At 69.5% G+C, this 24,138-nt stretch carries 20 protein-coding genes; 14 read left to right on the top strand and 6 right to left on the bottom strand.

What is annotated here, in order from left to right; all coding sequences use genetic code 11:
• Positions 1-18: 18 nt before the first annotated feature.
• Positions 19-3,828, bottom strand: coding sequence for a cobaltochelatase subunit CobN (cobN, locus tag KBY96_RS04630; RefSeq protein ID WP_254978047.1), 3,810 nt, complete (start codon positions 3,826-3,828; stop codon positions 19-21).
• Positions 3,829-3,894: 66 nt separating this feature from the next.
• On the opposite strand from cobN, the gene KBY96_RS04625 reads away from it, so the two are divergent.
• The 3 genes from KBY96_RS04625 to KBY96_RS04615 are packed head-to-tail and all read left to right on the top strand — an operon-like array spanning position 3,895 to position 8,865.
• The gene (locus tag KBY96_RS04625; RefSeq protein ID WP_254978046.1) at positions 3,895-4,812 is read left to right on the top strand and encodes a branched-chain amino acid transaminase; all 918 of its coding nucleotides are present in this window, start codon (positions 3,895-3,897) and stop codon (positions 4,810-4,812) included.
• Positions 4,812-8,570, top strand: coding sequence for a methionine synthase (gene metH, locus KBY96_RS04620; RefSeq protein ID WP_254978045.1), 3,759 nt, complete (start codon positions 4,812-4,814; stop codon positions 8,568-8,570). The genes KBY96_RS04625 and metH overlap by 1 nt, the downstream gene beginning before the upstream one ends.
• A gap of 22 nt (positions 8,571-8,592) precedes the next feature.
• Positions 8,593-8,865 carry a DUF4090 family protein gene (locus tag KBY96_RS04615; RefSeq protein ID WP_254978044.1) on the top strand — a complete coding sequence of 91 codons (273 nt, stop codon included), beginning with the start codon at positions 8,593-8,595 and terminating at the stop codon, positions 8,863-8,865.
• A gap of 16 nt (positions 8,866-8,881) precedes the next feature.
• Here KBY96_RS04615 and KBY96_RS04610 read toward each other — a convergent pair whose 3' ends face one another.
• Positions 8,882-9,109, bottom strand: a complete 228-nt coding sequence (locus tag KBY96_RS04610) for a hypothetical protein (RefSeq protein ID WP_254978043.1) — start codon at positions 9,107-9,109, stop codon at positions 8,882-8,884.
• A gap of 149 nt (positions 9,110-9,258) precedes the next feature.
• On the opposite strand from KBY96_RS04610, the gene KBY96_RS04605 reads away from it, so the two are divergent.
• Positions 9,259-9,636 carry a DUF2237 family protein gene (locus tag KBY96_RS04605; RefSeq protein ID WP_254978042.1) on the top strand — a complete coding sequence of 126 codons (378 nt, stop codon included), beginning with the start codon at positions 9,259-9,261 and terminating at the stop codon, positions 9,634-9,636.
• A gap of 36 nt (positions 9,637-9,672) precedes the next feature.
• Here KBY96_RS04605 and KBY96_RS04600 read toward each other — a convergent pair whose 3' ends face one another.
• Positions 9,673-10,431: an SDR family NAD(P)-dependent oxidoreductase gene (locus tag KBY96_RS04600; protein WP_254978041.1), complete on the bottom strand. Its 759-nt coding sequence runs from the start codon at positions 10,429-10,431 to the stop codon at positions 9,673-9,675.
• Positions 10,432-10,505: 74 nt separating this feature from the next.
• On the opposite strand from KBY96_RS04600, the gene KBY96_RS04595 reads away from it, so the two are divergent.
• The 5 genes from KBY96_RS04595 to KBY96_RS04575 all read left to right on the top strand — a co-directional run bounded on the left by KBY96_RS04595 (position 10,506) and on the right by KBY96_RS04575 (position 15,118).
• Complete coding sequence (locus KBY96_RS04595; RefSeq protein WP_254978040.1) at positions 10,506-11,447, top strand: NAD(P)H-dependent glycerol-3-phosphate dehydrogenase; 942 nt, start codon at positions 10,506-10,508, stop codon at positions 11,445-11,447.
• Complete coding sequence (locus KBY96_RS04590) at positions 11,444-12,376, top strand: PhzF family phenazine biosynthesis protein (RefSeq protein ID WP_254978039.1); 933 nt, start codon at positions 11,444-11,446, stop codon at positions 12,374-12,376. Before KBY96_RS04595 ends, KBY96_RS04590 begins: the two co-directional genes overlap by 4 nt.
• Before the next feature lie 26 nt (positions 12,377-12,402).
• Entirely contained in the window at positions 12,403-13,389 is a 987-nt protein-coding gene (locus KBY96_RS04585) for a SpoIID/LytB domain-containing protein (RefSeq protein WP_254978038.1), read from the top strand.
• Positions 13,376-14,275: an ATP adenylyltransferase gene (locus KBY96_RS04580; protein ID WP_254978037.1), complete on the top strand. Its 900-nt coding sequence runs from the start codon at positions 13,376-13,378 to the stop codon at positions 14,273-14,275. The genes KBY96_RS04585 and KBY96_RS04580 overlap by 14 nt, the downstream gene beginning before the upstream one ends.
• A gap of 90 nt (positions 14,276-14,365) precedes the next feature.
• Positions 14,366-15,118 carry a sigma-70 family RNA polymerase sigma factor gene (locus KBY96_RS04575; RefSeq protein ID WP_254978036.1) on the top strand — a complete coding sequence of 251 codons (753 nt, stop codon included), beginning with the start codon at positions 14,366-14,368 and terminating at the stop codon, positions 15,116-15,118.
• On the opposite strand, the gene KBY96_RS04570 is transcribed toward KBY96_RS04575, so the two are convergent.
• Positions 15,063-15,257, bottom strand: coding sequence for a sigma factor SigF (locus tag KBY96_RS04570; protein ID WP_254978035.1), 195 nt, complete (start codon positions 15,255-15,257; stop codon positions 15,063-15,065). The genes KBY96_RS04575 and KBY96_RS04570 overlap by 56 nt on opposite strands.
• A 177-nt stretch (positions 15,258-15,434) precedes the next feature.
• Here KBY96_RS04570 and KBY96_RS04565 point away from each other — a divergent pair, with 177 nt between their 5' ends.
• Positions 15,435-17,003, top strand: a complete 1,569-nt coding sequence (locus tag KBY96_RS04565; protein WP_396122260.1) for a DUF3370 family protein — start codon at positions 15,435-15,437, stop codon at positions 17,001-17,003.
• Between the two features lie 20 nt (positions 17,004-17,023).
• Positions 17,024-18,181: a ribbon-helix-helix protein, CopG family gene (locus KBY96_RS04560; protein WP_254978034.1), complete on the top strand. Its 1,158-nt coding sequence runs from the start codon at positions 17,024-17,026 to the stop codon at positions 18,179-18,181.
• Between the two features lie 800 nt (positions 18,182-18,981).
• Here KBY96_RS04560 and KBY96_RS04555 read toward each other — a convergent pair.
• On the bottom strand, positions 18,982-19,476 hold the full coding sequence (locus tag KBY96_RS04555) for an allophycocyanin subunit alpha-B (RefSeq protein ID WP_254978033.1): 495 nt from the start codon (positions 19,474-19,476) through the stop codon (positions 18,982-18,984).
• A gap of 118 nt (positions 19,477-19,594) precedes the next feature.
• On the opposite strand from KBY96_RS04555, the gene rlmD reads away from it, so the two are divergent.
• Complete coding sequence (rlmD, locus tag KBY96_RS04550) at positions 19,595-21,040, top strand: 23S rRNA (uracil(1939)-C(5))-methyltransferase RlmD (RefSeq protein ID WP_254978032.1); 1,446 nt, start codon at positions 19,595-19,597, stop codon at positions 21,038-21,040.
• Here rlmD and pheT read toward each other — a convergent pair.
• Complete coding sequence (gene pheT / locus KBY96_RS04545) at positions 20,994-23,441, bottom strand: phenylalanine--tRNA ligase subunit beta (RefSeq protein WP_254978031.1); 2,448 nt, start codon at positions 23,439-23,441, stop codon at positions 20,994-20,996. The two genes, rlmD and pheT, sit on opposite strands and share 47 nt — an antisense overlap.
• A gap of 130 nt (positions 23,442-23,571) precedes the next feature.
• Here pheT and rpmG point away from each other — a divergent pair, with 130 nt between their 5' ends.
• Positions 23,572-23,766 (top strand): 50S ribosomal protein L33, encoded by a 195-nt coding sequence (gene rpmG, locus KBY96_RS04540; RefSeq protein ID WP_185464558.1) that lies wholly within the window; start codon positions 23,572-23,574, stop codon positions 23,764-23,766.
• 89 nt (positions 23,767-23,855) lie between these two features.
• Positions 23,856-24,077 (top strand): 30S ribosomal protein S18, encoded by a 222-nt coding sequence (gene rpsR, locus KBY96_RS04535; protein ID WP_254978030.1) that lies wholly within the window; start codon positions 23,856-23,858, stop codon positions 24,075-24,077.
• Positions 24,078-24,138: the final 61 nt, after the last annotated feature.

Raw genomic sequence — 24,138 nt, 5'->3', positions numbered from 1 at the left:
ACCTGCAGAGGGCCGCGGTCAGCGGCTTTCGATCAGACCCTCGCTGTGTAGCACCAGCTGGCGCAACCACTCCAGCTGTCCTGACTGCGCACCCGTCCACAGCACCCGGTGGTGGGCCTCCAGGAGTCGTTCGGCCATGTCCCGCAGGGCCCAGGGGTTGCTGCGCTCCAGAAAGGCCCGCACCGCACCATCCCCCAGCCAGCGCTCGCAGACAGCGCCATAGCCCCAGTCGGGCACCCGTCCGGTGCTGGCGTCGTAGGCAAAGAGGTAGTCGAGGCTGGCGGCCATTTCGAAGCCACCCTTGTAGCCGTGGCGCTGCATGGCCTCGATCCAGCGGGGATTGAGCAGGCGTGAGCGCAGCACCTTGTCGAACTCCTTTTCCACCCGGTGCAGCCGCGGGCGGGCATGGCGGGAGTGGTCGCCGAACCACAGCGCCGGTGCCTTTCCCTGGAGGGTTTCGGCAGCGGCGCTGAGGCCGCCCTGGAACTGGTAGTAGTCGTCGGAGTCGAGCAGGTCGTGCTCGCGGTTGTCCTGGTTGTGCAGCACCACCTGCACCGCCGCCAGGCGCTGCTCCAGGCCGCTGCGGTCGGCGCTGGCCTCGATCGCTCCGGCTCCGGCAGCACTCCCGCCAGCTCCACCGGCCTGGCCCTGCGGCCGGCTTTCGCCATAGCGCCAACTGCTCCAGTTCAGAAACGCCTCCCCCAGGTCGGCGCGCCGCTCCCACTGGCCGCTGTCGATCAGTCCCTGCAGGCCGGCGCCGTAGGCGCCTGGAGCTGAGCCGTACACACGGGCGCAGTGGCCCTCCCGCCGGGCCGCCGCCGCCAGGGGGTTGTCGGGCTCCGCCTCATCCAGGGCCGCCACCAGCGCCGTGGCCCGGTCCATCCAGCCCACCAGCTGGGGGAAGGCGTCGCGGAACAGGCCGGAGATGCGCAGGGTCACATCCACCCGCGGCCGCCCCAGCAGGCTGAGGGGAATCACCTCCAGGTCCACCAGGCGCCGGGTGGGGCCATCCCACACCGGCCGCACCCCCAACAGCGCCAGGGCCTGGCCGATGTCCTCGCCGCCGTTGCGCATCGTGCTCGTGCCCCACACCGAGAGGGCCAGGGTGCGCAGGTGTTCCCCCTGCTCCTGCAGGTGCAGCTCCAGCAGCAGCTCGGCGCTGCGCCGGCCCAGGTCCCAGGCCGCCTCGCTGGGCAGGCCGCGCAGATCCACCGAATAGAAATTGCGCCCGGTGGGCAGCAGATCGGGTCGCCCGCGGGTGGGCGCCCCTGAGGGCCCGGCGGCGATGCGGCGCCCCGCCAGCCCGGCCAGGAAGGCCTCCTTCTCCGCCTCGGCGCAGGCCAGCAGGCGGGGCACCAGCACCCGCCGGGCATGGTCCAGCACCGGCCCGGTGCAAGGACCCGCTTCAGCCACCGACGCGGGCTGCTCCAGCAGCGCCCGGCAGTGGACCAGGGCCTGCTCCTCCAGCAGCGCCACGCCATCGCCCACCTTGCGCGCCGGCGCCAGCTGCCGCCGGTCGCTTTCGGCCAGCGGCGCCTCCTCCGGGTCGGCCCAGGGGTCCAGTGTCAGGCCCCGGTCACGGGCGAGAGCCTGGGTGAGGCCGGCCAGACCGGCCTGGGGCGCTCGCGCCAGGCAGAGCAGCAGTTCGGCCAGCTGCTGGGGCTCCGGCAGGTGGCCGTAGGTGTGCAGCCCCAGCCGGATCTGGGCCTCCTTGAGCTCGCAGAGGTAGCCGTCGGCGGCATCGAGGCGGGCCTCCAGGCGGGCGGCTCCATCCGCTGCCGTCAAGCCATCGACGTCGCCGGTGGCCTCTGCGCCGCTGGCGGTGAGTGGCAGCTCCAGCTCGGCCAGCCGCCGGTCCAGGGTGCGGCGCAGCACGGCGGCCCGCTCGCCGCCGCCCAGCTGGGTGGCTTCCCAGTATTCATCCAGCAGGGATTCGAGCTGCTGGAGCTCCCCGTGCAGGCCGGCGCGGCCCAGGGGCGGGGTGAGGTGATCGAGGATCACCGCCTGGCTGCGGCGTTTGGCCTGGGAGCCCTCTCCGGGGTCGTTGACGATGAACGGGTAGAGGTGGGGCAGCGGGCCCAGGGCCCACTCCGGATAGCAGTGGTCGGAGAGGCCGAGCCCCTTCCCCGGCAGCCACTCCAGGTTGCCGTGCTTGCCCACATGCACCACCACCTGGGCCCCGAACTGCTGCCGCAGCCAGAGGTAGACGGCCAGATAGGCATGGGTGGGGGGCAGATCCGGCGCGTGGTAACTGAGGCTGGGATCGCGGTCGTAGCCCCGGGCTGGCTGAATCAGCAGCGCCACGTTGCCGAAGCGCAGACCGGGGATCGGGAAGCCGGGTTCACTCCGCCCGCCGAGGTTCCAGCTCTCGAGGCCGGCATCGGCCTCCGGCGCACCCCACACCGCCTCCAGCCGCTGCCGGCCCGCCAGCGGCAGCTGCAGGTACCAGCGCTGGTAGTCCTCCAGGGACAGATGGTCGAGTGCCGGCCGGTGGGTGCTCTCCGGATCGTTGCTGCGGCCCGCCAGCAGGGCCTGAATCAGGGCCTCACCGTCCCCCGGCAGGTCCACGCCAGCCCCCCCGGCCCCGTGGTCCAGGCCATAGCCCGCCTCCCGCAGCCAGCGCAGCATGGCGGCGGCCGAGGCCGGGGTGTCGAGGCCCACGCCGTTGGCCAGTCGGCTGTTGCGGGTGGGGTAGTTGGCCAGCACCAGGCCGATCCGGCGCTGCTCGGCCGGCGTGCGGGCCAGGGCGATCCAGTTGGCTGTGAGCGCGCTGATCCAGGCCAGGCGCTCCAGGTCTGGCTCCAGCCGCTGCAGCCCCGACGCCAGCCTGGCGCTGGCCCCCCGGCACTCCTTGAAGGCTCCGATGCGGGTGGTGATCCGCCCGTCCAGTTCCGGCAGGGCCACCTGCAGGGTGAGGTCGGTGGGCGACAGGCCGATGCTGCTGGTCTGCCAGCGCTGGCGCGGCTGGCTGCTGCAGAGCAGCTGCAGCACCGGCACGGCCAGCCGCTCCCACAGCGGCGCCCCCAGGCCTGCCTCCTCGAACTGCACCGAGGCGAAGGCGGTGCTGCACACCACCGCCTCCACCCGCTCGCGCTCCAGCAGGTCGGCCACCCCGTGCTGCACGGCACCATCGCGCAGGCCGCTCACCCACAGCGTCCGCGGACACAGGCCTCGGGCGCGCAGGGCCTCCAGGGTGGCCTCCAGCCAGCCCACGTTTCCCGCCTGCAACAGGGCCCGGTAGGCCACCACACCCACTCGCGGGCCGCTCTCCTGGCGCCAGTCATGGGGGCAGGGATCGGCCAGGGGCAGGGGCTGCGGCGGTTGCGGAGTCTCCCCCCGCAGCAGGGCGGCCAGGCACTGCAGCAGCAGCCGTCCGTTCTCCGGTCCGCCCACCCGCAGGCAGCGGGCCAGGGCGATCGCCAGCTCCGGCTCGCCATTGCCCAGCGCGGCCAGGCTCTCCTCCTCCTCGGCGGTGCCGGCCAGCACCAGCAGCTGGCGGTCCGTCCTCTCGGCCGCCCAGAGCCGCAGCCGCTCCAGTCCGTAACTCCAGTGGCCCCGGCCCCCCAGCAGCCGCACCACCACCAGCTGGGCAGCCGCCACGGTGCTGCTGAGGTAGTGGTCGATCACGGCCGGGTGGGCCAGGGCCGCCAGGTTGAGCCCACGCAGCTCTCCCCCGAGCAGCGCCGGTTCGGCCTCCAGCAGCGCTTCCAGCGTCAGCAGGTCGGTGTCGGCGCTGGTGAGCAGCAGCACCGGTGCGGGCGGCTGCTCGACGAAGGCGCAGCTGTCTGCCGCCGCTGTGTCGCCCGGGATCGCCGCCAGCCTGTGCATGGCCCCATCCTGCTGGGTGCGGTGAGAAGATCGAGTCCCTTGCCATCCTGGTCGCAGCGCTCACCCATGCACCAGTTCCTGCCCCAAGCCTGGTTCCGTGGCCGCTGTGTGCCGTTCGCTGAAGCCACCCTGTCGGTGGCCACCCACGCCCTGCACTACGGCACCGGCGCCTTCGGGGGCATGCGTGCCCTGCCCAATCCCGCCGACCCTGGCGAGATCCTGCTGTTCCGGGCCGAGCGTCACGCCCGCCGCCTGAGCCAGAGCGCCAGGCTGCTGCTCACGGAGCTGAGCGAGGCCACGATCCACCAGGCCATCGCTGCGGTTCTGCGGGCCAACCGGCCCACCTGCCCGGTGTACCTGCGGCCTTTTGTTTACACCTCCGATCTGGGGATCGCGCCTCGGCTGCACAACATCGAAACTGACTTCCTGATCTATGGGATCGAGCTGGGCGACTATCTCTCCCCCGACGGTGTGAGCTGCCGGATCAGCTCCTGGGTCCGCCAGGAAGACCGCTCCCTGCCCCTGCGCGGCAAGATCAGCGGCGCCTACATCACCAGTTCCCTGGCCAAGACCGAAGCGGTGAAGAGCGGCTTCGACGAGGCGATCCTGATGAACAGTCGCGGCAAGGTGAGCGAGGCCAGCGGCATGAATCTGTTCATCGTGCGCGACGGGGTGCTGATCACACCGGGGGTGGATCAGGACATCCTTGAGGGCATCACCAGAGCCAGTGTGATCGAGCTGGCCCGGGCCATGGGCATCACGGTGCTGGAGCGAGCGGTGGACAAGAGTGAACTGTTCATCGCCGATGAGGTGTTCCTCAGCGGCACCGCCGCCAAGGTCACGCCGGTGCGCCGGGTGGAGGCCACCGACCTGGGTGGCGACCGGCCGGTGATGGCCCGCCTGCGGGAGCGCCTGACGGCGATCACAGAAGGGCGCGATCCGGACTATGACCATTGGGTCACCCGCGTGCGTCTCGACGGCTGATGGCCAGCAGCACGGCTTCCGCTCCCCCTGGATCCCCAGCCGCCGGCCATGGGGGGTTTCTGGAGCGTTTGCATGCTCCCCAGCGGCCGGTGATCGTGTTCGACGGTGCCACCGGCACCTCCCTGCAGCAGATGGATCTCACGGCCGCCGATTTCGGCGGACCGGCCCTGGAGGGCTGCAATGAGGTGCTGGTGTTCAGCAAACCCGAGGCCGTGCTGGAGGTGCACCGCCAGTTCCTGGAGGCCGGCGCCGATGTGATCGAAACCGACACCTTCGGCGCCACCTCCCTGGTGCTGGCCGAATACGACATCGCCGATCAGGCCTTTGCCCTCAACCGTCGGGCGGCCGAGCTGGCGCGGGAGATGGCCGCTGCCTTCTCCACACCCGAGAAACCGCGCTTCGTGGCCGGCTCCATGGGCCCCACCACCAAGCTGCCCACGCTCGGCCATGTCGACTTCGACACGATGAAGGCCTCCTTTGCCGAGCAGGCGGAGGGGTTGCTGGCCGGCGATGTGGATCTGTTCATCGTGGAAACCTGCCAGGACGTGCTGCAGATCAAGGCCGCCCTGCATGGCATCGAGGCGGCCTTCGCCAAAACCGGTCTGCGTCGACCGCTGATGGTGAGCGTGACCATGGAGACCACCGGCACGATGCTGGTGGGGTCCGACATCGCCGCGGTGGTGGCGATCCTCGAGCCCTTTCCGATCGATGTGCTGGGCCTCAACTGCGCCACCGGTCCGGAGCAGATGAAGGAGCACATCCGCTACCTGAGTGAGCACAGCCCCTTTGTGGTGAGCTGTATCCCCAACGCCGGGCTGCCGGAGAACGTGGGCGGGGTGGCCCACTACCGGCTCACCCCGATCGAGATGAAGATGCAGCTGATGCACTTCGTGGAGGATCTCGGGGTGCAGGTGATCGGAGGCTGCTGCGGCACCACTCCCGCCCACATCCGCGCCCTGGCCGAGCTGGCTGCCGACCTCAGACCGGCGGAGCGCCCGGTGCGAGGCGGCAGCTGTGATCCCGATGGCAGGGAGCTGAGCGCTGGCGAACCGCGCCCTGCGCTGCACTACGAGCCTGCCGCCGCCTCGCTCTATGGCACCACGCCCTACCACCAGGACAACTCCTTTCTGATCATCGGCGAGCGCCTCAACGCCAGCGGCTCCAGGAAGGTGAGGGAGCTGCTGGCCGAGGAGGACTGGGACGGCCTCGTGGCGGTGGCCCGCGGCCAGGTGAAGGAAAACGCCCATGTGCTTGATGTCAATGTCGACTACGTGGGCCGCGACGGCGAGCGCGACATGCACGAGCTGGTGAGCCGGCTGGTGACGAATGTGAATCTGCCGCTGATGCTCGATTCCACCGAGTGGCAGAAGATGGAGGCCGGCCTGAAGGTGGCCGGTGGCAAGTGCATCCTCAACTCCACCAACTATGAAGATGGCCCTGAGCGCTTCTTCAAGGTGCTGGAGCTGGCCCGCGCCTATGGCGCCGCTGTGGTGATCGGCACCATCGATGAGGAGGGCATGGCGCGCACGGCCGAGAAGAAGTTCGCCATTGCCCAACGGGCCTACCGCGACGCTTTGGAGTTCGGCATCCCGGCCCGGGAACTCTTCTACGACCCCCTGGCCCTGCCGATCTCCACCGGAATCGAGGAAGACCGCAGGAATGCCCAGGCCACGGTGGAGGCGATCCGCCGGATCCGTGAACGCCTGCCGGGTGTGCATGTGGTTCTGGGGGTCAGCAATGTCAGCTTTGGACTGTCGCCGGCGGCGCGCATCGTGCTGAATTCGGTGTTTCTGCATGCCTGCTGCGAGGCAGGCATGGATGCGGCGATCGTGAGCCCCGCCAAGATCCTGCCCCTGGCCAAGATCAGCGAGCAGCAGCTGCAGGTGTGCCGTGATCTGATTAACGATCGGAGGCGCTTCGAGAGTGATGCGCCCGGTGCCATCTGCAGCTACGACCCCCTCACCGAGCTCACCACGCTGTTCGAGGGGGTGAGTGCCAGGGAGGCGCGGGCCTCCGGTCCGTCCCTGGCCGATCTGCCGGTGGAGAAACGGCTCACGCAGCACATCATCGATGGCGAGCGTATCGGTCTCGAGCCGGCCCTCGATGAGGCGATGCACAGCTATCCGCCACTGCAGATCATCAATTCCTTCTTGCTTGATGGCATGAAGGTTGTGGGTGAACTATTTGGCTCCGGGCAGATGCAGCTGCCCTTCGTACTGCAGAGCGCTGAAACCATGAAGAGCGCTGTGGCCTATCTTGAACCCCACATGGAGAAGGTGGAGGGGAAAAGCAGCAGCAAGGGCAAGTTCCTGATCGCCACGGTGAAGGGCGATGTTCATGATATTGGCAAGAATCTAGTTGACATCATCCTCACCAATAATGGCTATGAGGTCATCAATCTCGGCATCAAACAGAGCTGCGAGGCGATCATCGAGGCCCAACAGCAGCATCAGGCCGATTGCGTCGCCATGAGCGGGCTTCTGGTGAAGTCCACCGCCTTCATGAAGGACAACCTGGAGGCGTTCAACCAGGCCGGCATCGCTGTGCCGGTGATCCTCGGTGGTGCCGCCCTCACGCCCCGCTTTGTGCACGGCGACTGCCGTGCGGCCTACCGCGGCCAGGTGATCTATGGCCGCGACGCCTTTGCCGACCTGCGCTTCATGGACGCCCTGATGGAAGCCAAGGCCGCCGAGGCCTGGGATGACCGAAACGGTTTCCTGCAGGGGCCCCCAGAAGGGCTGGGCCTCGCTGACGCCGTGGACAGCAGCTCCCCGGCCACGGACGCGGCCCCCGCAGAGGACGCCGATGCCGGCCCGCTCCCCGCTGCTGCCGACATTGGCACTGGCGATGGCGCCGCCGTTGCCGCCAGCCCCAACGACCAGCGCTCCGAGAGCGTGGCCGAGGAGGCGGCCCTCACGCCCCCGTTCTGGGGCAGCAGGGTGCTCGACGAGAGTGAGATCCCGCTGGCGGAGGTGTTCGCCTACCTCGATCGCAACGCCCTGTTCGCCGGCCAGTGGCAGCTGCGCAAGAGCCAGCAGCAGTCGCGCCACGACTACGAGGCGATGCTGGCGAGCAAGGCCGAACCGGTGCTGCAGCAGTGGATCGAGCGTTGCGGCTCCGAGCAGCTGCTCAGGCCCCGGGTGGCCTATGGCTACTTCCCCTGCGGCCGTCGCGGCAACGCGGTGGTGGTGTTCGACCCCGCCGGCCTGCCCGATGGATCCGACCCCTGCGGCGCCGGCCGGGAGCTGGGGCGCTTCAATCTGCCGCGCCAGCGCGCCGGTAACCGCTACTGCATCGCCGATTTCTCCCGCGATCTCAGCGTCGGGTCCGCTGGTGAACCACAGGCCGCCGATGGGTTGCCGATGCAGGCGGTGACCATGGGCGAGCGGGCCACGGCCTTTGCCCAGGAGCTCTTCGCCGCTGATCGTTACAGCGACTATCTCTATTTCCACGGCCTGGCCGTGCAGATGGCCGAGGCCCTGGCGGAGTGGGTGCATGCCCGTATCCGCCGCGAACTCGGCCATGGCGATCCCCAGGACATGCCCCTGCGCGACGTGCTCGCCCAGCGCTACCGCGGCAGTCGCTACTCCTTCGGCTACCCCGCCTGCCCCAATGTGGCCGACTCCCGCCAGCAGCTGCTCTGGCTCGGGGCCGAGCGCATCGGCCTGTCGATGGATGAGAGCGATCAACTCCATCCCGAGCAGAGCACCACCGCTCTGGTGGCCCTGCACAGCAGGGCGCGCTACTTCTCAGCCTGACCCCTTACCCCCCGATCTCACCATGGCCATTGCCGGACCCGACGGTGTGGATGCCGCCATCCAGGCGGGCATCGATCTCGATGGCACCCCGATCCCCCCAGAGATGCTTGCCCTCTACAGCGAGGTGATGGAGCTGGAAAGCCGCCGGGCCCGCAGTGGTGTGAAGAAATCGATGCGCAACCGGGTGGTGAAGACCGGCTCCAAGCACTTCGATCAGGCCAGCCTCGATGCCCGCCTCAAGGCTGCGGGCTGGGAGGGGCTGAAGGACAGGGAGATTGGCTTCTTCTACGGCTGAGGCCCCGGCCCGCCCCTCAGCTGCACATCTCCTCGAGGGCGTCGATCACCTCCTGCTGGAACTCCTCCAGGTTGGTGGAATCGCTCAGATCGAGGCCTTCTCCGGCCGCGTTCTGGGTGAGTTCCTGAAAGTGAAAGGCGCCTTCGCCGTGGGCCAGAAATTCCACGGCAGAGGGTTCACCGCTTTCCTTGTAGGCGTCGCACAGGGCCAGAAAGGCCGCATCTTCGGTGAATTCCCAGCTCATGAAACGGGCGCGCTGAAAGACGGTGTGAAACGCGTCATCGACCTTTAACGCCTCACCCCCGCAGTCCGTCAACCTTCTGGGCCAGGTTGGTGCCCGGTCCCGATTCCGCGACGCCCTCACCAGACTGATCCTTCCCGTTGCCGTGACCCATGGTCGAGTCCACCCTCACCCAGGCTCTCAATGTGCTCGGTGAGCCCCTGGAGCTGTGCAGCTGCGAGCCGATGACGGGCTGGTTCCGCGATGGCAGCTGCCGCACCAACGGCGCCGACATGGGCCGCCACACCGTGTGTTGTGTGCTCAACGAGGCCTTTCTCAGCTACAGCCGGGCCCAGGGCAACGACCTCTCCACACCGGCTCCCCAGTACGGCTTCCCCGGCCTGAAACCAGGCGATCACTGGTGCGTCTGCGCCCCCCGCTGGCTGGAGGCCCACCAGGACGGCATGGCCCCACCCGTGCGCCTGGTCGCCACCGAGCAGAGCACCCTGGAGGTGATTCCCCTGGAGCTGCTGCGACAGCACGCCGCCTGAGCTCCTGTTTCCATCTCCGGCGTTCACGGCTGGCGGTCACCAGGGGATCGGCTGGCCGTCCCAGGCCCAGAACCCACCGCTGTCCTCGGCCCGGCGCTGCCCGAGCACATCCAGCAGATGGCCCGCGGCCCGCTCGGTGCTGAACAGCTGGCGCTCGGGCACGTTGGCCCGGAACGGAGCGGACAGGGCAGTGGCGGTGGTGCCGGGATGGAGCAGGCTCACGCAGCCCAGCGGCAGGCGCCTGCCCCACTCCAGCGCCAGGGTGTGCAGCAGCTGGTTCTGGGCAGCCTTGGCGGCCCTGTAGGCGTACCAGCCGCCCAGCCGGTTGTCGCCGATACTCCCCACCCGGGCCGAGAGGCTGGCGAAGTGAAACGGCTGGTCCCGCGGCAGCAGCGGTTCGATCGCCTGGGCCAGCAGCAGCGGCGCGAAGGCATTCACCGCGAAGCTGCGCTCCAGATGGCAGCGCCGCACCTGGGCCAGGCGCTTCTCCGGTTTCAGCTCCCCGTCCTGCAGCACGCCGGCGGTGTGAATCACCAGGCGCAACGGCGCACCACCGGCCAACTGCACTGCCAGTGCGGCCAGGCTGGCGTCCCGCTCCAGATCGAGCGGCAGCACGGGCACAGCCCCCAGCTCTGGCCCGCTTAGGGGCAGCGGCTGGCGGCTGGCGCCCACCAGCTCCAGCTGGGGAGCGCGGCGGGCCAGGGCCGCCAGCAGGGCCCGGCCGATTCCGCCGCAGCCCACCACCAGGGCCCGGCCCCGCCAGCGGGGCAGATGCCAGTCAGGCGGTGTGCTCACAGCGGCGTTCGGGTTGAGGGTGAACAGGGCTCAGGACGCATGATGGCAATCCCCCTCCGCTGCCATGTCCCCCGATGCCCGCGCGCACTCCCCTGCGCATCTCCGTGCTGGGCCGTGGGGCCTGGGGCGGCACCCTGGCGCAGCTCTGGCAGGACCAGGGCCATGGGCTGCGCTCCTGGTCGCGGCGCGATGGCGGTGATCCGGCAGACCTGCTGCAGGGCGCTGATCTGGGGGTGGTGGCCGTGTCGATGGCCGGTGTCGCCCCCCTGGCCGCAGCCCTCGCTCCCCGTTGGCCTGCCACCCTGCCGTTGCTGAGCTGCAGCAAGGGCATCGACCTGGAATGCCTCACCACCGCCAGCCGCATCTGGCTCGAGCACGGTCTGCAGGCTCCCCTGCTGGTGCTGAGCGGTCCCAACCTGGCCGCCGAACTGGCCCAGGGCCTGCCGGCCGCCAGCGTGCTTGCCTGCACCCAGCTGGCGGTGGCGTCCCATCTGCAGGGCCGCCTGAGCGGCGGCAATCTGCGCCTCTACATCAACGACGACCCCTTGGGCACCGAGGTGGCCGGCGCGCTCAAGAATGTGATGGCCCTGGCGGCCGGTCTCTGCGATGGCCTGCAGCTGGGCGCCAACGCCCGCGCCTCCCTGCTCACCCGTGGCCTGGCGGAGATGGGGGTGGTGCTGGAGGGGCTGGGGGGCTCGCCCGCCAGCCTCTACGGCCTGGCCGGCCTCGGCGATCTGCTGGCCACCGCCACCAGCACCCTGAGCCGCAACTATCGCTGCGGCCTGCTGCTGGCCGAAGGCTTGGGGCTGGAGGCCGCCGGCGTGCGCATCGGCGCCACTGTGGAGGGCCCCCGCACCGCCCGGGCCGCGCTGACCCTGGCCGGCCCCCGCGGTTGGAGCCTGCCGATCTGCGAGCAGGTGGTGGCCGTGATCGACGGCCGCAGCACACCGCAGGAGGCCGCCCGGGCGCTGATGGAGCGGCAGCTGCGAGCCGAGGCCCTGCTCAGCCAGCCATGACTGTGCCCGCCGTGCTGGTGGAGGCTTTTGCGGAGCGTCCCTGCAGCGGCAACGGGGCCGCCGTGGTGCTGCTGCGCCAGCCCCTGGACGCCGCCGTGCTGCAGGCCCTGGCCGCCAGCCTCAAGCAGTCGGAAACGGCATTTCTGCTGCGTGATGGCGAGCACTGGTTGCTGCGCTGGTTCACCCCCAGCTGCGAAGTGAACCTCTGCGGCCACGCCACCCTCGCCGCCACCCTGGCCCTGGGGCACTGGCGGATGCTGCGACCGGGGACGAGCCTGGCCCTGCACAGCCGCAGTGGGCCCCTGGTGGTGGAACTCGAGGCTGGGCGCCAGGGCGCCGCCCACATCGAGCTGCCCGCCGGCGTGCTGCAGCCCGTAGCCGCCGAGCCTGAATTGCGGGCTTACCTCCATCGCCACCTGGGCGTGGCCGCCCTTGAGGCCTGCTGGCACTCCTCACTCAACTACCGAGTGCTGCTGCTGCCCTCCACGGCGCCGCTGGCGGGCGCCCAGCTGCCGGCCGCAGAGCTGCCCGAGGAGGTGCGGCCGGGACTGGTGCTCATGCAGGCCCTGCCGGAGGGCGCAACCCACACGGTGCTGGGCAGGCCCTGCCATTACCAGCTGCGTTTTCTGGCCCCGGGCCTGGGCATCCCGGAGGATCCCGTGACCGGATCGGCCCACGCCCTGGTGGCTCCCTGGTGGTTGCAGCGGCTGGGCCTGAACGAGGTGGTGGGCTGGCAGTGTTCCCACCGGCCAGGGGGGATGGTGTGCGAAGCGGCATCTTCAGGCATGATCCGCCTGTGCGGAGCGGGTCACCTGCTGTGGGATGGAAGCTTGCGACTGGATCCCTGGCCCGGGGGCGAGCCGTCTTCGGCCGCCTGCGGTCTGGAGCCGCCGGCTTCCGTGGCCGGCTGGCGCTCCCTGCTGCCCTGAGGCTGCGGTCGCCCTTCGCGCTGCAGATGCTGGTGCTGACGCCCCTGGCGCTGTTCGCCGTGAGCGTGGGCTATGTGGCCCAGAGCCTGGCCCCCAGGCCCCACGCCGTGAGCCAGGGAGACCTGCTCGACACCCTGCTGGAGATGCCGGCGCCGACCAGCCAGATCGACACCTTCAGCGCCGCCCAGCAGCTGCGCGACCTGGAGGCCCAGCGGGCCGGCGTCGAGGCCACGGCGGTGGAGGCGACAGCGGCCTCCGGCTCCGGTGTACCCAGCCTCGTGGAGCCGGCCGCCGCCGCCGCGGTGGACCTGGAGATCCGGGTGGCCCTGCTGGGGGCGGGAGCCTCCCCCAGCCTCTCGGCCCAGGGACCCTGGCAGCTGCTCAGCCGGGATGGCGCCGTGCTTCAGCAGGGTGCTGCCGGCGACACCGTGCAGCTCGGTGGCCTCTGGGTCGCCGGGCCTGAGGCCTGGCTGCAGACCAGTGGGCCGGCACTGCTGGTGAACGGCCAGCCCTACGCCGGCCGCCTGCGACTGCTGCAGCAAGGTGGGCGCCTGCGGGTTGTGAACCACCTGGGCCTGGAGCGCTACATCAGCTCGGTGGTGGGTGCCGAGATGCCGAGCAGCTGGTCGATGGAGGCCCTGCGCGCCCAGGCTGTGGCCGCCCGCTCCTATGCCCTGGCCCACATGGCTCGCCCCGCCGACCCCCACTGGCACCTGGGCGACACCACCCGCTGGCAGGCCTACCGGGGCCAGAGCAGCGTCAACGACCGCACCCGCCAGGCGGCCGACAGCACCGCCGGGCTGATCCTCAGCTACCAGGGGGCGATCGTGGAGAGCCTCTACGCCGCCACCTACCAGCTCACCCAGGAGGCCCACGGTCGTTATGGGGCCAGCATGAGCCAGCACGGCGCCCAGGATCTGGCCCTTAAGGGCCACACTTACAACCAGATCCTCGGGCACTATTACCAGGGCGCCTCCCTGGCCCGCCTCCAGGCCGGTGGTGGCGCGAGCTGAGCGGATCTGGCAGGAGGCTCTGGAGCGGTCCCGGCAGGCCCGGGGCGATGGGGCTTTGGTGCCCCTGCGCACCGAAACCCTGACCTATGCCGAGCTGGAGCCCTTCAGCCTGCGGCGTCTGCTCAGCCGTGCCCCCAAGCATCTGCGCGGCGGCGGGCCCAAACCCAATCCCTTCCTGCCCTGGGAGCCGGAGCTGGAGGTGCGCCGCCTGGCGGATCAGCATGTGGTGCTGCTCAACAAGTACCCGGTTCAGCCTGGCCATGTGTTGGTGATTACCCAGCAGTGGCAGCCTCAGTCGGGCTGGCTGCGGCCCCTTGACTGGGCGGCGGTGGCGCATGTGGCGACGGATACCGGCGGACTGTGGTTCTTCAACAGCTGCGCAGCCGCCGGCGCCAGCCAGCCCCATCGCCATCTGCAGCTGCTGCCACGCCATGGCGGGGAGCCCAGCTGTCCCCTGGCCCCCCTGTTTCTCAAGCAGATCAACGGCTCAGCGGCAGCCATCGGCACTGGCCCCTGGCCCTGGCGCTACGCCCTCAGCGCCCGTGAACAGGGCCACCGATCCGCCAGCGAGGAGGTCAGGGCGGAGGAGCTGCTGCGGCTCTACCGGGCCCATGCCGTGGCGTTGGAGCTGGGTGATCTGCACCACGATCCCCAGCCCCGCCATCCCTACAACCTGCTGTTCGACGACCACTGGTTCCTCTCGGTGCGCCGCACGCGGGAGCACTGCGCCGGGTTCAGCCTCAATGCCCTCGGCTTCGCCGGCTATCTGCTGCTCAGCGAGGGCTCCAACCTGCCCTGGCTGTTGCAGCACGGACCCTGGGAACTGCTGCGCCAGGTGTCCCCCCCGGCCCGTCTGAGAGACCGAGGCTCAGCTCAGATTCCGTGATTTCACGGTTGCGGATTGCCCGTCATCTGCAGCTCTGTGGAAAGAGACGACCCCAACCGGGACCGTCACCACGTCTTTCCATCTGCTGTTATGTCCACCCTCTCCACCACCCCGGCACTGCCCCGATGCATCCAGCGGCGCAACCGCCGCATCGAGCAGTATCGCGATCTGGTGCGGCCGATCGCTCTCCACTATCAGCAGCGCTGCGCCGAACCGCTCGACGACCTCATCCAGGTGGGCCTGCTGGGCCTGCTGAGGGCTGCGGAGCTCTATCGCCCGGCCAGCAGCACACCCTTCAGTGCCTTTGCCAGACCCCATGTTCGCGGTGCCATCCTCCACTACCTGCGGGATCTGGCCGCTCCGGTGCGCTTGCCCCGGCGAGTGGAGGAGCGTCGTCAGCAACTGAGCCGCCTGCGCCGCGAGTGGCCCTGCCGTGCTGCCGGGGAACCCAGCGCCGAGCAGCTGCGGCAGGCGATGGGCCTGAACCTGAGCCAGTGGCAGATCCTGGAGGGCTCCCTGCCGCTGCAGCGTCCCCTCAGCCTCGACGAGGCCCTCCCAGAAGACTGGCAGGGGATTGAAGGCTGCACGGCAGCAGCGGAGGAGATGGAGTCCACGGGGCCGGAAGCCACGGCCCTGCTCAGGCAGCTGGAGGAGCCGCTGCGCACGGTGGTGGAGCGGGTGGTACTGGCCGGTTGGAGCTATCGCCGCACCGCTGAGCTGTTGCAGGTGAGTCCGATGACCGTGCAGCGGCGGCTGCGCAGGGGGTTGGAGCAACTGCGCCGGCTGCTCAGCCCTGGGGCTGCTGGCCCTCGTCTCGCTGCATCTGGCGCTCCAGGGTGCTGATTGCGGCCTCCAAGGCGGCCAGCTGACGCTCGGCCCCATCCCGCCAGAAGCGCAGCATCCTCAGCTTGCGCTCCTGGTGGCGACGCAGACCACTGCCCGCCGGTCCTTCATCGCGGCAGCAACCCAGTGGGGGAAACATGGCACACTTGCTCAGGTCCCATGGTTCTAGCCGGTGCCGTGGGTCGGGCGGGGGGTCCGGAACTGGAGGGTAGGGCCCTGAGGCCCCCGGTTCCTGGCCCCGAACGGATTCACCCTCCCCCCATCTGCCACTGCTCCCCGATCACTGCCGCGCTTGATTTCCATCGCACCATTCCCCCTGCGCCCCTTGGCGTCCACACTCCTCGCGGTGGCCGTGCTGGCACCGGCGAGTCCCGCCCAGGCCTACGTGGCCCTGATGGCCGGCCAGCGGGCTCGCCCCCTGGCTGGCACCTTCAACTCGGTGCCGGTGCTCCACTCCAACCAGCCGGAGGAGGTGGCCGGGCCGGGGATCCTGATCACCACCGAGTCGGGGGTCTCCTACGCCGCGGAGACCGGCCGGGCCATGCAGAACGCCGAATACACCTTCAACGGAGACTTCGGGGTCCATCTGCACCACAAGTATTTTCCCGACTACCGCGCCCAGATCCGGCCGCAGGACCGTCGCACCGAACTCACCCTGGGACTGATCCTGATCAATCCCGGCACCCGCCCGGTGACGGTGCGGTTCGAACGGGGTGCCGTTCGCAACAGTTTCCAGGCCCCCTACCTCGGCACCCACAAGATGGGAGTCAGGCCCCTGGGACCCCGGCCCTGGAACACCGGCCCCGGCGATGCCACTGCGGTGCAGATGTTGCGCGGCAGCCTGGATCGTGATCTGATCCAGGCTGTGCGGGTTCCCCCCCGCAGCCGCATCGTGCTGCTGCGCACCCAGCTTCCGGCACTCGGCATCGCCAATGCCCTGCTGCGCGGCAGCAGCGATGGTCCCTTCCAGATGGCCGTGGTGGCGGCCTCAAACCCCCGCAGCGATGCCGAGCTGGTGGCGGTGCTGGACCGCCGACAGCTGGCGCCCGGCCGGGTCTACCTGAACATGCTGAGCGACATCCAGAGCGGGCGGGTGTTCTCCCGCGTCGGTGGGGTGGCCATCGGCGATACCTACCAGGCCAGTTTGCGCCACGACCTGCGCAGCCAGGGCCCCCTGCACGTGCCCTTCACCAGCACCAACCGCACCCACTTCGGTACCCGTGACATCCAGGTCAACCCCCTGGCGGTGCGGATGATTGATTCCTCCCTCGATAACGTGGGTACCTACGGGGTGCGGTTCGACATCGACCTGGATCTCTACGGCAACGGCCCCTACGAACTGGTGATGAGCCATCCCACCAGTCGTGCGGGCACCTCCCGTTTCACGGCCTTCCGGGGGTCACTCCAGGTCCGCACCCGCGATGGGCTCGAGGAGATGCACCTGGGCATGCAGTCAGGTGACAGTCACGCCCTCACCACCCTCAACCTGCAGCCGAATGTGAGCAATCCGGTGCGCATCAGCATGGTCTACCCGGCCGATGCCACCCCGGGCCACCTACTCAGTGTGGTGCCCTCCAGCCAGCTGGCCATGGTGCAGGCCCGCCAGGCCGCTGAGCAGTCCGTGATCACGCCCGCGGCGGCTCCGGCTGCGCTGGCTCCCCGTCCCCAACCCCAGCCCGAGCGCCGTCCAGCGCCCCCTGTTCTGCCTGCGGCTCCCCGGCAGCAGGCCCCCATTCCCCACCAGGGCCAGCTCCAGCGTCCGCCCGCCAACCTCCCCCAGGCCGCCCCGGTGCGCATGCAGGGCGTCAATCCCGGGTTGCTTGAGCGCTACCAGGAGGCGGTGGAGGCCCAGCAGGAGGTGATGCGCGGTCTGTTGAGGAACTGACCCGTCGCGACTCCAGGCCCGTGCGTGATGACGACTTGCGGGGCGATCCGCCCCAGCGCAGTATCCAGCTCAAGCTCAGTGCCGAGCTGGTGGCCCGCCTCGATGCCCTGAAGGGGGAATACGGCCTGCGCAGCCGCGGCGCGATCGTGGAGCGACTGCTGCGCAACATCCTCGAACCCGACGATGGCGGCCTTGACGAGATGGCGGCAGCGGCTGTGCCGGCCGGGGACGACGGTATTGGCGCTGCTGCAGCCACCGGCGCTGAGGAGTCCCCGGCTGACGGCGACACCCCCGACTCGGGAAGGAGCACTGAGGCCGCTGTGGAGCAGCCGGGACTGTTCGATGAACGGGGCAGCCTGGTGCTCGTGGCCCGCGAGGGCAGTGGTGAGCTGGCGCTGGATCTGGAGTTCGACGCCGGCCCCGCCAGGGCCGATCGTGTTGCCCCCGCCAGCTGGGGCGAAGCGGAGCACTCCCAGCGGGACACACGCTCAGGTGGTGGCCGGGGGATTGATCTGCCCGGATTCGTGCGCCGCCGCTCCGAGCAGGTGCGACGCAGCCTGCAGCCCCCGGCGGAAGGCCCGGCGGAGTCGTCCGAACCGCTGCCCCAACTGGGATCCGAGGTGATTGATCGCGCCCTGGAGCGGGCCGCAACCCACTGGCAGGAGCTCTACGGCAAGCCGGCCCACCCGGCGGTGCTGGAGGCGGCGATGGTGTGGCTGGCCCAGGACATTTGGCCCCAGTGCGACCAGAGCGAGGGCAGGCCGTTCAGCTGGACGCTGATCGGCCTGGTGATGAGCGGCCTCTCCCCGGCCTGGCCGCCGGGCCCCGCCAGCTTCGAGCGGGTGATGGTGGTGGCCGGGATCCTGGAGGATCCCTTCAGCGCTTCCACGCTGGATCTGCGTCTGCCCACGCTGATCCGCCGCTTTGTGCACCGATTCCGCCGCCGCCGCCGGGGCACCTCCTTCCAGACCCTGGAGCACACGATGACGCTCCAGGGTGCCCTCAAGCAGTTGCAGCTGCCCACGGCCCCAGGGCATCGGCTCACCCTCGGCGCGATTCGCGAGGCCTACCGGGAGATGGCACTGGCCCACCATCCCGACTCCGGGGGCTCAGAGGAGACGATGCGCCGCCTGAACGAGGCCTACCAGATGCTGAAGGAGCTCTACCGAAATCCCTGAGCAGTTCCCGGCTGTCGCACCTAAGCAGCGCATCAAGACCCAGAGCGCGTCTCAGACGGGATAGTCAACACCCACACTGGCGCGCCGCGAAACGTGGATTTGTGGTGATTTTGATTGTTGGCCACGGGTCCCACACACCCGCCACCTTGGGGCCTGTTCTCCGCCCTGTCGCCGCTGGGCAGGGTTGACGGTGGATGGCCCAGGGTCGGTGCCTGTCCAGATACGCAGGTAGACCCTGTCCAAGCCCCTGGACAGGCCGCAAGAAGCACTGCCGGCACTGCGTTGCTGGGTCCTGCGTACCTGTTTCAAACACAGGTACGCACGTCGTTCCGGCGTGAGATGTGCAAGCGGCACGCCTCCCGGCGGCGGTCGTCTTACGGTCGCGCCACCGGGCCTGGCCCATAGGATCAGCCGTATCATTGGAGACTCTGCTCCAGTCCTGCTGCGTGTCTCCGTCGAGACTAGCGTGACGAGCCAGTTGTGCTGGTCGTGGGCTGTAGGTGCCCCCATCCCCTTCGCCGTTGAGCCCCAGGAGGTCTGTCGCAGAAGTCGCGTATGCATCTCTTGGCAAGTCCAGTGATAGGACCTATCTGCGCGACCTGAGCAGGCTCGAGTCAGGCCTGCCCGCGTTCCAACTCCGGCCTCCAGCGGCCATGCGAGCCCGCACTCAGACCCAACATGCTCAGCGTCTCCTGTGTCGCGGATGCGTCTCGAGCCTGGTCTAAAAGAAAGACCCAGTCGAGAGGATCTCGACTGGGTCTGGGGTGTGGGAGCGTCGTCGCCCGTTGTGATGGACGGGCTCAGGTGGAGGTCTGCATGCCCTGGATCAGGTAGTCGAAGTAGGGACCGGCCAGGGCACCGTCTTCGCTGCTGAGCAGAGCAAGGGCGGCATCCCTCATCGTGCGCATCGCCTCCACCATCCCAGGCATCGGCACGCCCAGACTGTTGTACATCTCGCGGGCGCCTTCCAGACCGATTTTCTGGATCAGCTCGGTGCTGGCAGCCAGGACCCCATAGGTGACCAGGCGCAGATACCAGCTGTAGTCACGCAGGCACTGAGCGCGCTGCTTCTGGCCGTAGGCGTTGCCGCCCGGGGCCACGTAGTCGGGCTGGCGGGTGAACAGTTGCTTGGCAGCCTCATCAACGATCTTCTTCTCGTTCTCGGTGAGCACCCGCACCACTGCCAGCCGCCGTTCGCCGCCGCTGAGGAACTCCACCATCGAGCGGAGCTCACCCGTGCTCGGGTAGCGCAATTGATCATCCGCCTGGAGGAGTAGATCCCGAACGACGCTCATCGCAGCGACCACACGCCTGCTCACTCTATCCAGCCCAATCGGGTCTCCGGTATGGGACGGGGAAGGTGTAACGGCCCTTTGCACGCCGTAGGTTCGCCCCGGCGGCACGGCGGATCGGATGGACACACACAACCCCGGGCAATCCCAGCAGCTGCAGCCCCTGGCGGAGGGCCAGCAGCTGCAGGGGATCGTCTCCGGCCTCTCTCACGACGGCCAGGCCGTGGTGCGCCATGACAGCCAGGTGCTGTTCGTTCCCGGGGGGCTGCCCGGTGAAACGCTGAGGCTGCGGCTGGGCCACCGCTCTCGCAGCCACTGGTCTGCCGACCTGCTGGCCGTGCTGGAGCCCGCGCCCGAGCGGCGCCGACCGCCCTGCATTCTCGCCGAACGCTGTGGCGGCTGCAGCGTCCAGCACCTCGAGCAACCGGCCCAGCAGCGCTGGAAGCGCCAGAAGCTGATCGACGCCCTGCAGCGCATCGCCCGCCTGGGTCACGACTGCGCAGCGCTGGTGGCCCCCACCCTGGGGGCCGGCGATGGCCTCGGCTACCGCAACCGGGCTGTGCTGCCCCTCGAGCGGCGGGCGGACGGGACGATCAAGGCCGGCTACTACCGCCCGGGCAGCCACCAGATCGTGAATCTCAACCACTGTCCGGTGCTCGATCCCCGCCTCGATGCCTTGATCGAGCCCCTCAAGGCCGATCTGGAGGCCAGCGACTGGCCGGTGGACCGCCACCTGCGCTCCGGCGGCGGCCTGCGCCACCTGGCTCTGCGGTTGGGATTCCACAGCGGCGAGCTGCTGATCACCCTGGTGAGCAGCCACCGCCAGCTGCCCGGCATCGAGGAGCTGGCCGGCCGCTGGCTGCAGCGCTGGCCCCAGGTGGTGGGCGTGTGCCTCAACATTCAGAATCAGCCCAGCAACACGCTCCTGGGTCCCACCACCGTCGTGGTTGCCGGGCGTGACTGGCTGCAGGAACGCTTTGCGGGCCTGGAGCTGCAGGTGGGCGCCGACTGTTTCTTCCAGGTGAACACCGCCCAGGCGGAGGCCGTGGTGCCGCTGCTGTGCTCTGCCCTCGCCGCTGAGCCCCCCGCCACCCTGATCGATGCCTATTGCGGCATCGGCACCTACGGGCTGCCCATGGCTGCCGCAGGCTGGACCGTGCTGGGTATCGAGCGCAGTGGGGCTGCTGTCGACCTGGCACGCCGCAACGCGGTGCTCAACGGTCTGGCCGAACGCTGCCGCTTTCGCGAAGGTGCCGTGGATGCCCTGCTGGCTGAGCTCATCCACGACTGCCAGGCCCTGTTCCTGGATCCACCCCGCAAGGGCCTCGAGCCCGCGGTGCTGGCCACGATCCTGGCGGCACCGCCGCCGGCCCTGCTCTACCTGAGCTGCGATCCCGCCACCCTGGCCCGGGATCTGGGTGCCCTGGTGGCTCCCCAGGGCCCCTACCGCCTGGAGAGCGTGCAGCCGATCGACTTCTTTCCCCAGACCAGCCACGTGGAGGCCCTGGCCGTGCTGCGCCTCAGCGCAACTGGGCTCCCAGCTGCCTCTCCAAAGCCGCCTGAATGAGGCCGTGGGCGCTCTCCACCTCCGCTTCGGTGAGGGTGCGCTGGGGATCCCGGTAGCGCAGCCGGAAGGCCTGGCTGCACTGGCCGCTGGCGAGCTGGTCGCCCTCGTAGCGATCGATCAGTTCGGCCTGCTCCAGCAGGGGCCGGCCGGCCTTGCGGATCACCTGCAGCAACTGGGCTGAACGGGTGCTGGCGGGTACCACGACGGCCAGGTCGCGTTCGGCCGCCGGTACGGTGGCGAAGGGGCTGAAGGCGGCCTGCCAGCGGTTGCGGCGGGTGGCGGCGTTGAGCAGGGCGTCCAGGTCAAGCTCGAACACGTAGGTGGCCTCGGGCAGGTCGTGGATCTCGGCCTGGCCGGGATGGAGCTGACCGAACCAGCCGGCCGGCCGGCCCTCCACCACCAGCTCTGCCGCCCGGCCGGGGTGAAGCAGGGAATGGCTGCTCAGCAGGCTGTCTTCCAGTGGCAGCCTGAGGGTGTCCAGGGCCTGCTGCAGCACACCGCGCGCCTGGAAATAGTCGGGCGGGGCCGGCTTGCCACTGGTGCGCCAGAGCTCAGATCGACGCTCGCCGCAGATCACCCCCGTCAGCAGCGTGCGTGTCTTGCTGCCGCCCTGCTGAAACACCTGGCCGATTTCGAACGCCCAGAACCCCACCCGGCCACTCTGCAGGTTGCGCCGGGCCGCCTCCAGCAGCTCCCCCTGCAACTGATCGCGCAGATGGCCGTAGTCGGCCAGCAGGGGATTGGCCAGGGGGATACGCCCCTCGCCCGCCGCCACCAGCGAGAAGCTGCACGTCTCCTGCAGCCCGGCGGCGCAGAGGGCCCGGCGCAGGCGCCGCTCGGCCTGCTGGGCGGGATCGAGACCACCGGGCTCGATGGGATCGGGCAGGTGGCAGGCGAACTGGTCGTAGCCCACAAGCCGGGCCACCTCCTCGATCAGATCCACCTCCCGGCACAGATCAAGGGCCCGGGAGGGCGGCACCCGCACCAGCCAGCCCTGGTCGCAGGCTTCCGGCTCGCAGCCGATCGCCTCCAGGGTGCCGCTGATGCGCCCGTCGTCCAGGTCTGTCGGTGCGCCGTCCACCAGCACCGGGCCCAGCAGGTTGTGCAGGGCGTCGCGGCGCAGCAGCAGGGGCACCTGGGGCTGCTGCAGCCGGCGGTGCAGCCAGCGGCCCTGCACCGTGGCGCCGGCCAGCTCCACCAGCAAGGCGCAGGCCCGGTCGGCCGCGCTCAGGGTGGCCTCAGGGGGCAGGCCCTTCTCGAAGCGGCTGCTGGCTTCGGTGCGCAGCCCCACGCTGCGGGCCGACTGGCGCACCCGACGGGCCGGGAACACGGCCGCCTCCAGCCAGATGGTGCCCGTGCCCTCGTGCACGGCCTCGCCGGCACCACCGATCACCCCTGCCAGGGCGATGGGCTGGTCGGCGTAGGTCACCACCAGGGCGGCCTCGCTCAACCGTCGCTGCTCGCCATCGAGGCTGGTGAAACTCTCTCCGGGCCGGGCCTGGCGCAGGCCGATGTGCTGCGGATCGGCTTCACCGCCACGGAGTGCCGCCACAGCATCGCGGTCGAAGGCGTGTAGGGGCTGGCCCGTTTCCAGCATCACCAGATTGGTGATGTCCACCACGTTGTTGATCGGGCGGATGCCGGCTTTCTCCAGCCGGCGCTGGAGCCACAGCGGCGAAGGGGCCACGTGGATGCCGCTGAGGGCCGTGAGGCTGAACAGACCTCCCTCCTCCATGGCCATCTGGGCGGCCCGGTCGACTCGCAGCGGCTCACTGGCACAGGCCGGCTCACTGCCGCTGAAACGGGTCTGCCCGCCGCACAGGGCCGCCACTTCCCGGGCGATGCCCCGCATCGAGAGGCCATCGGGCCGGTTGGCCGTGATCGCCAGCTCCAGCACCTGATCGTCGAGGCCCAGGCTTGGGCCCACGGCTGTTCCCAGCGCCGGCAGCACATCGAGCAGTTCGTCGAGCACGGCGATGCCGCCGGAGCCGTCACTGAAGCCCAGTTCCGCCAGGGAGCAGATCATGCCGCTGCTGGCCACCCCGCGCAGCTCCGCCGGCTTGATGGTGAGATTCACCGCCGGCAGGGTGGACCCCACCAGCGCCACCGGGACGTGAATGCCGGCGCGCACGTTGGCGGCGCCGCACACGATCTGCAGCGGCTGTTCCCCTCCCACGTCCACGCTGCACACGCTCAGCTTGGTGGCATCGGGATGGGGCTCGCGGCTGATCACCCGGCCCACCACCACGCCCTCCGCTCGGGCGGCCAGGTCCTCCACCGCCTCCACCTCAAAGCCGGCGATCGACAATCGCTCCGCCAGGGTGTCGATCGCCAGATCCAGCTCGGCCAGCCCGCCCGGACCGCTCACCAGTTCCCGCAGCCACTGGTGGGAAACCCGCATGAATCGCTTCCTGGTTGGCAGAGCCCCGAATCCTAGGCAGGGGCCTCAGACAGCCTCCCTGAGCCCGTCACCTCACGAGGTAGGGTGTCCCCTTGTCCACATGCTTCGCTGACGCGGCGCAACGTCCTTCATGGCTAAGAACAAGGGCGTCCGGATCGTGATCACTCTCGAGTGCACGGAATGCCGGTCCAACCCCGCCAAGCGGTCTCCGGGAGTGTCCCGCTACACCTCCGAGAAGAACCGCCGCAACACCACCGAACGGCTGGAGCTGAAGAAGTTCTGCCCGCACTGCAACAAGTCGACCGTTCACAAGGAAATCAAGTGATCGGCGGCCTCTGAATCGGCCCGTCGCCGGAGTGATCCGGTACCGACCCATCTGCACTGCGGACGTTCTCCCTTCTCCATTCCACTCCCATGGCCGGAAACTTTTTCAAGAAGCGCCTCTCGCCCATCAAGCCGGGCGACCCGATCGACTACAAAGACGTCGATCTGCTCAAGAAGTTCATCACCGAGCGCGGCAAGATCCTGCCCCGCCGGCTCACCGGGCTCACGGCCAAGCAGCAGCGTGACCTGACGTACGCGGTGAAGCGCGCCCGCATCGTGGCCCTGCTCTCCTTCGTCAACCCCGAAGGCTGAGCAGCGTCTGGCTTCCGACCCTCTCCACCCGGGTGACCTGGCCGGGGTTCTGCTCGACCGC

The sequence above is a fragment of the Cyanobium sp. ATX 6A2 genome (genome assembly GCF_024346355.1).
GTDB lineage: Bacteria > Cyanobacteriota > Cyanobacteriia > PCC-6307 > Cyanobiaceae > NIES-981.
The sequence above is the reverse complement of the archived record's forward strand: the minus strand, read 5'-3'. Positions and strand labels throughout refer to the sequence as shown.

Excerpts from the sequence above, each read along its gene's own strand:
- cobN (WP_254978047.1), bottom strand. The coding sequence starts at position 3,828 with ATGCACAGGCTGGCGGCGATCCCGGGCGACACAGCGGCGGCAGACAGC.
- KBY96_RS04625 (WP_254978046.1), top strand. The coding sequence starts at position 3,895 with ATGCACCAGTTCCTGCCCCAAGCCTGGTTCCGTGGCCGCTGTGTGCCG.
- metH (WP_254978045.1), top strand. The coding sequence starts at position 4,812 with ATGGCCAGCAGCACGGCTTCCGCTCCCCCTGGATCCCCAGCCGCCGGC.
- KBY96_RS04615 (WP_254978044.1), top strand. The coding sequence starts at position 8,593 with ATGGCCATTGCCGGACCCGACGGTGTGGATGCCGCCATCCAGGCGGGC.
- KBY96_RS04610 (WP_254978043.1), bottom strand. The coding sequence starts at position 9,109 with ATGAGCTGGGAATTCACCGAAGATGCGGCCTTTCTGGCCCTGTGCGAC.
- KBY96_RS04605 (WP_254978042.1), top strand. The coding sequence starts at position 9,259 with ATGGTCGAGTCCACCCTCACCCAGGCTCTCAATGTGCTCGGTGAGCCC.
- KBY96_RS04595 (WP_254978040.1), top strand. The coding sequence starts at position 10,506 with ATGCCCGCGCGCACTCCCCTGCGCATCTCCGTGCTGGGCCGTGGGGCC.
- KBY96_RS04590 (WP_254978039.1), top strand. The coding sequence starts at position 11,444 with ATGACTGTGCCCGCCGTGCTGGTGGAGGCTTTTGCGGAGCGTCCCTGC.
- KBY96_RS04585 (WP_254978038.1), top strand. The coding sequence starts at position 12,403 with ATGCTGGTGCTGACGCCCCTGGCGCTGTTCGCCGTGAGCGTGGGCTAT.
- KBY96_RS04575 (WP_254978036.1), top strand. The coding sequence starts at position 14,366 with ATGTCCACCCTCTCCACCACCCCGGCACTGCCCCGATGCATCCAGCGG.
- KBY96_RS04570 (WP_254978035.1), bottom strand. The coding sequence starts at position 15,257 with ATGTTTCCCCCACTGGGTTGCTGCCGCGATGAAGGACCGGCGGGCAGT.
- KBY96_RS04555 (WP_254978033.1), bottom strand. The coding sequence starts at position 19,476 with ATGAGCGTCGTTCGGGATCTACTCCTCCAGGCGGATGATCAATTGCGC.
- rlmD (WP_254978032.1), top strand. The coding sequence starts at position 19,595 with ATGGACACACACAACCCCGGGCAATCCCAGCAGCTGCAGCCCCTGGCG.
- pheT (WP_254978031.1), bottom strand. The coding sequence starts at position 23,441 with ATGCGGGTTTCCCACCAGTGGCTGCGGGAACTGGTGAGCGGTCCGGGC.
- rpmG (WP_185464558.1), top strand. The coding sequence starts at position 23,572 with ATGGCTAAGAACAAGGGCGTCCGGATCGTGATCACTCTCGAGTGCACG.
- rpsR (WP_254978030.1), top strand. The coding sequence starts at position 23,856 with ATGGCCGGAAACTTTTTCAAGAAGCGCCTCTCGCCCATCAAGCCGGGC.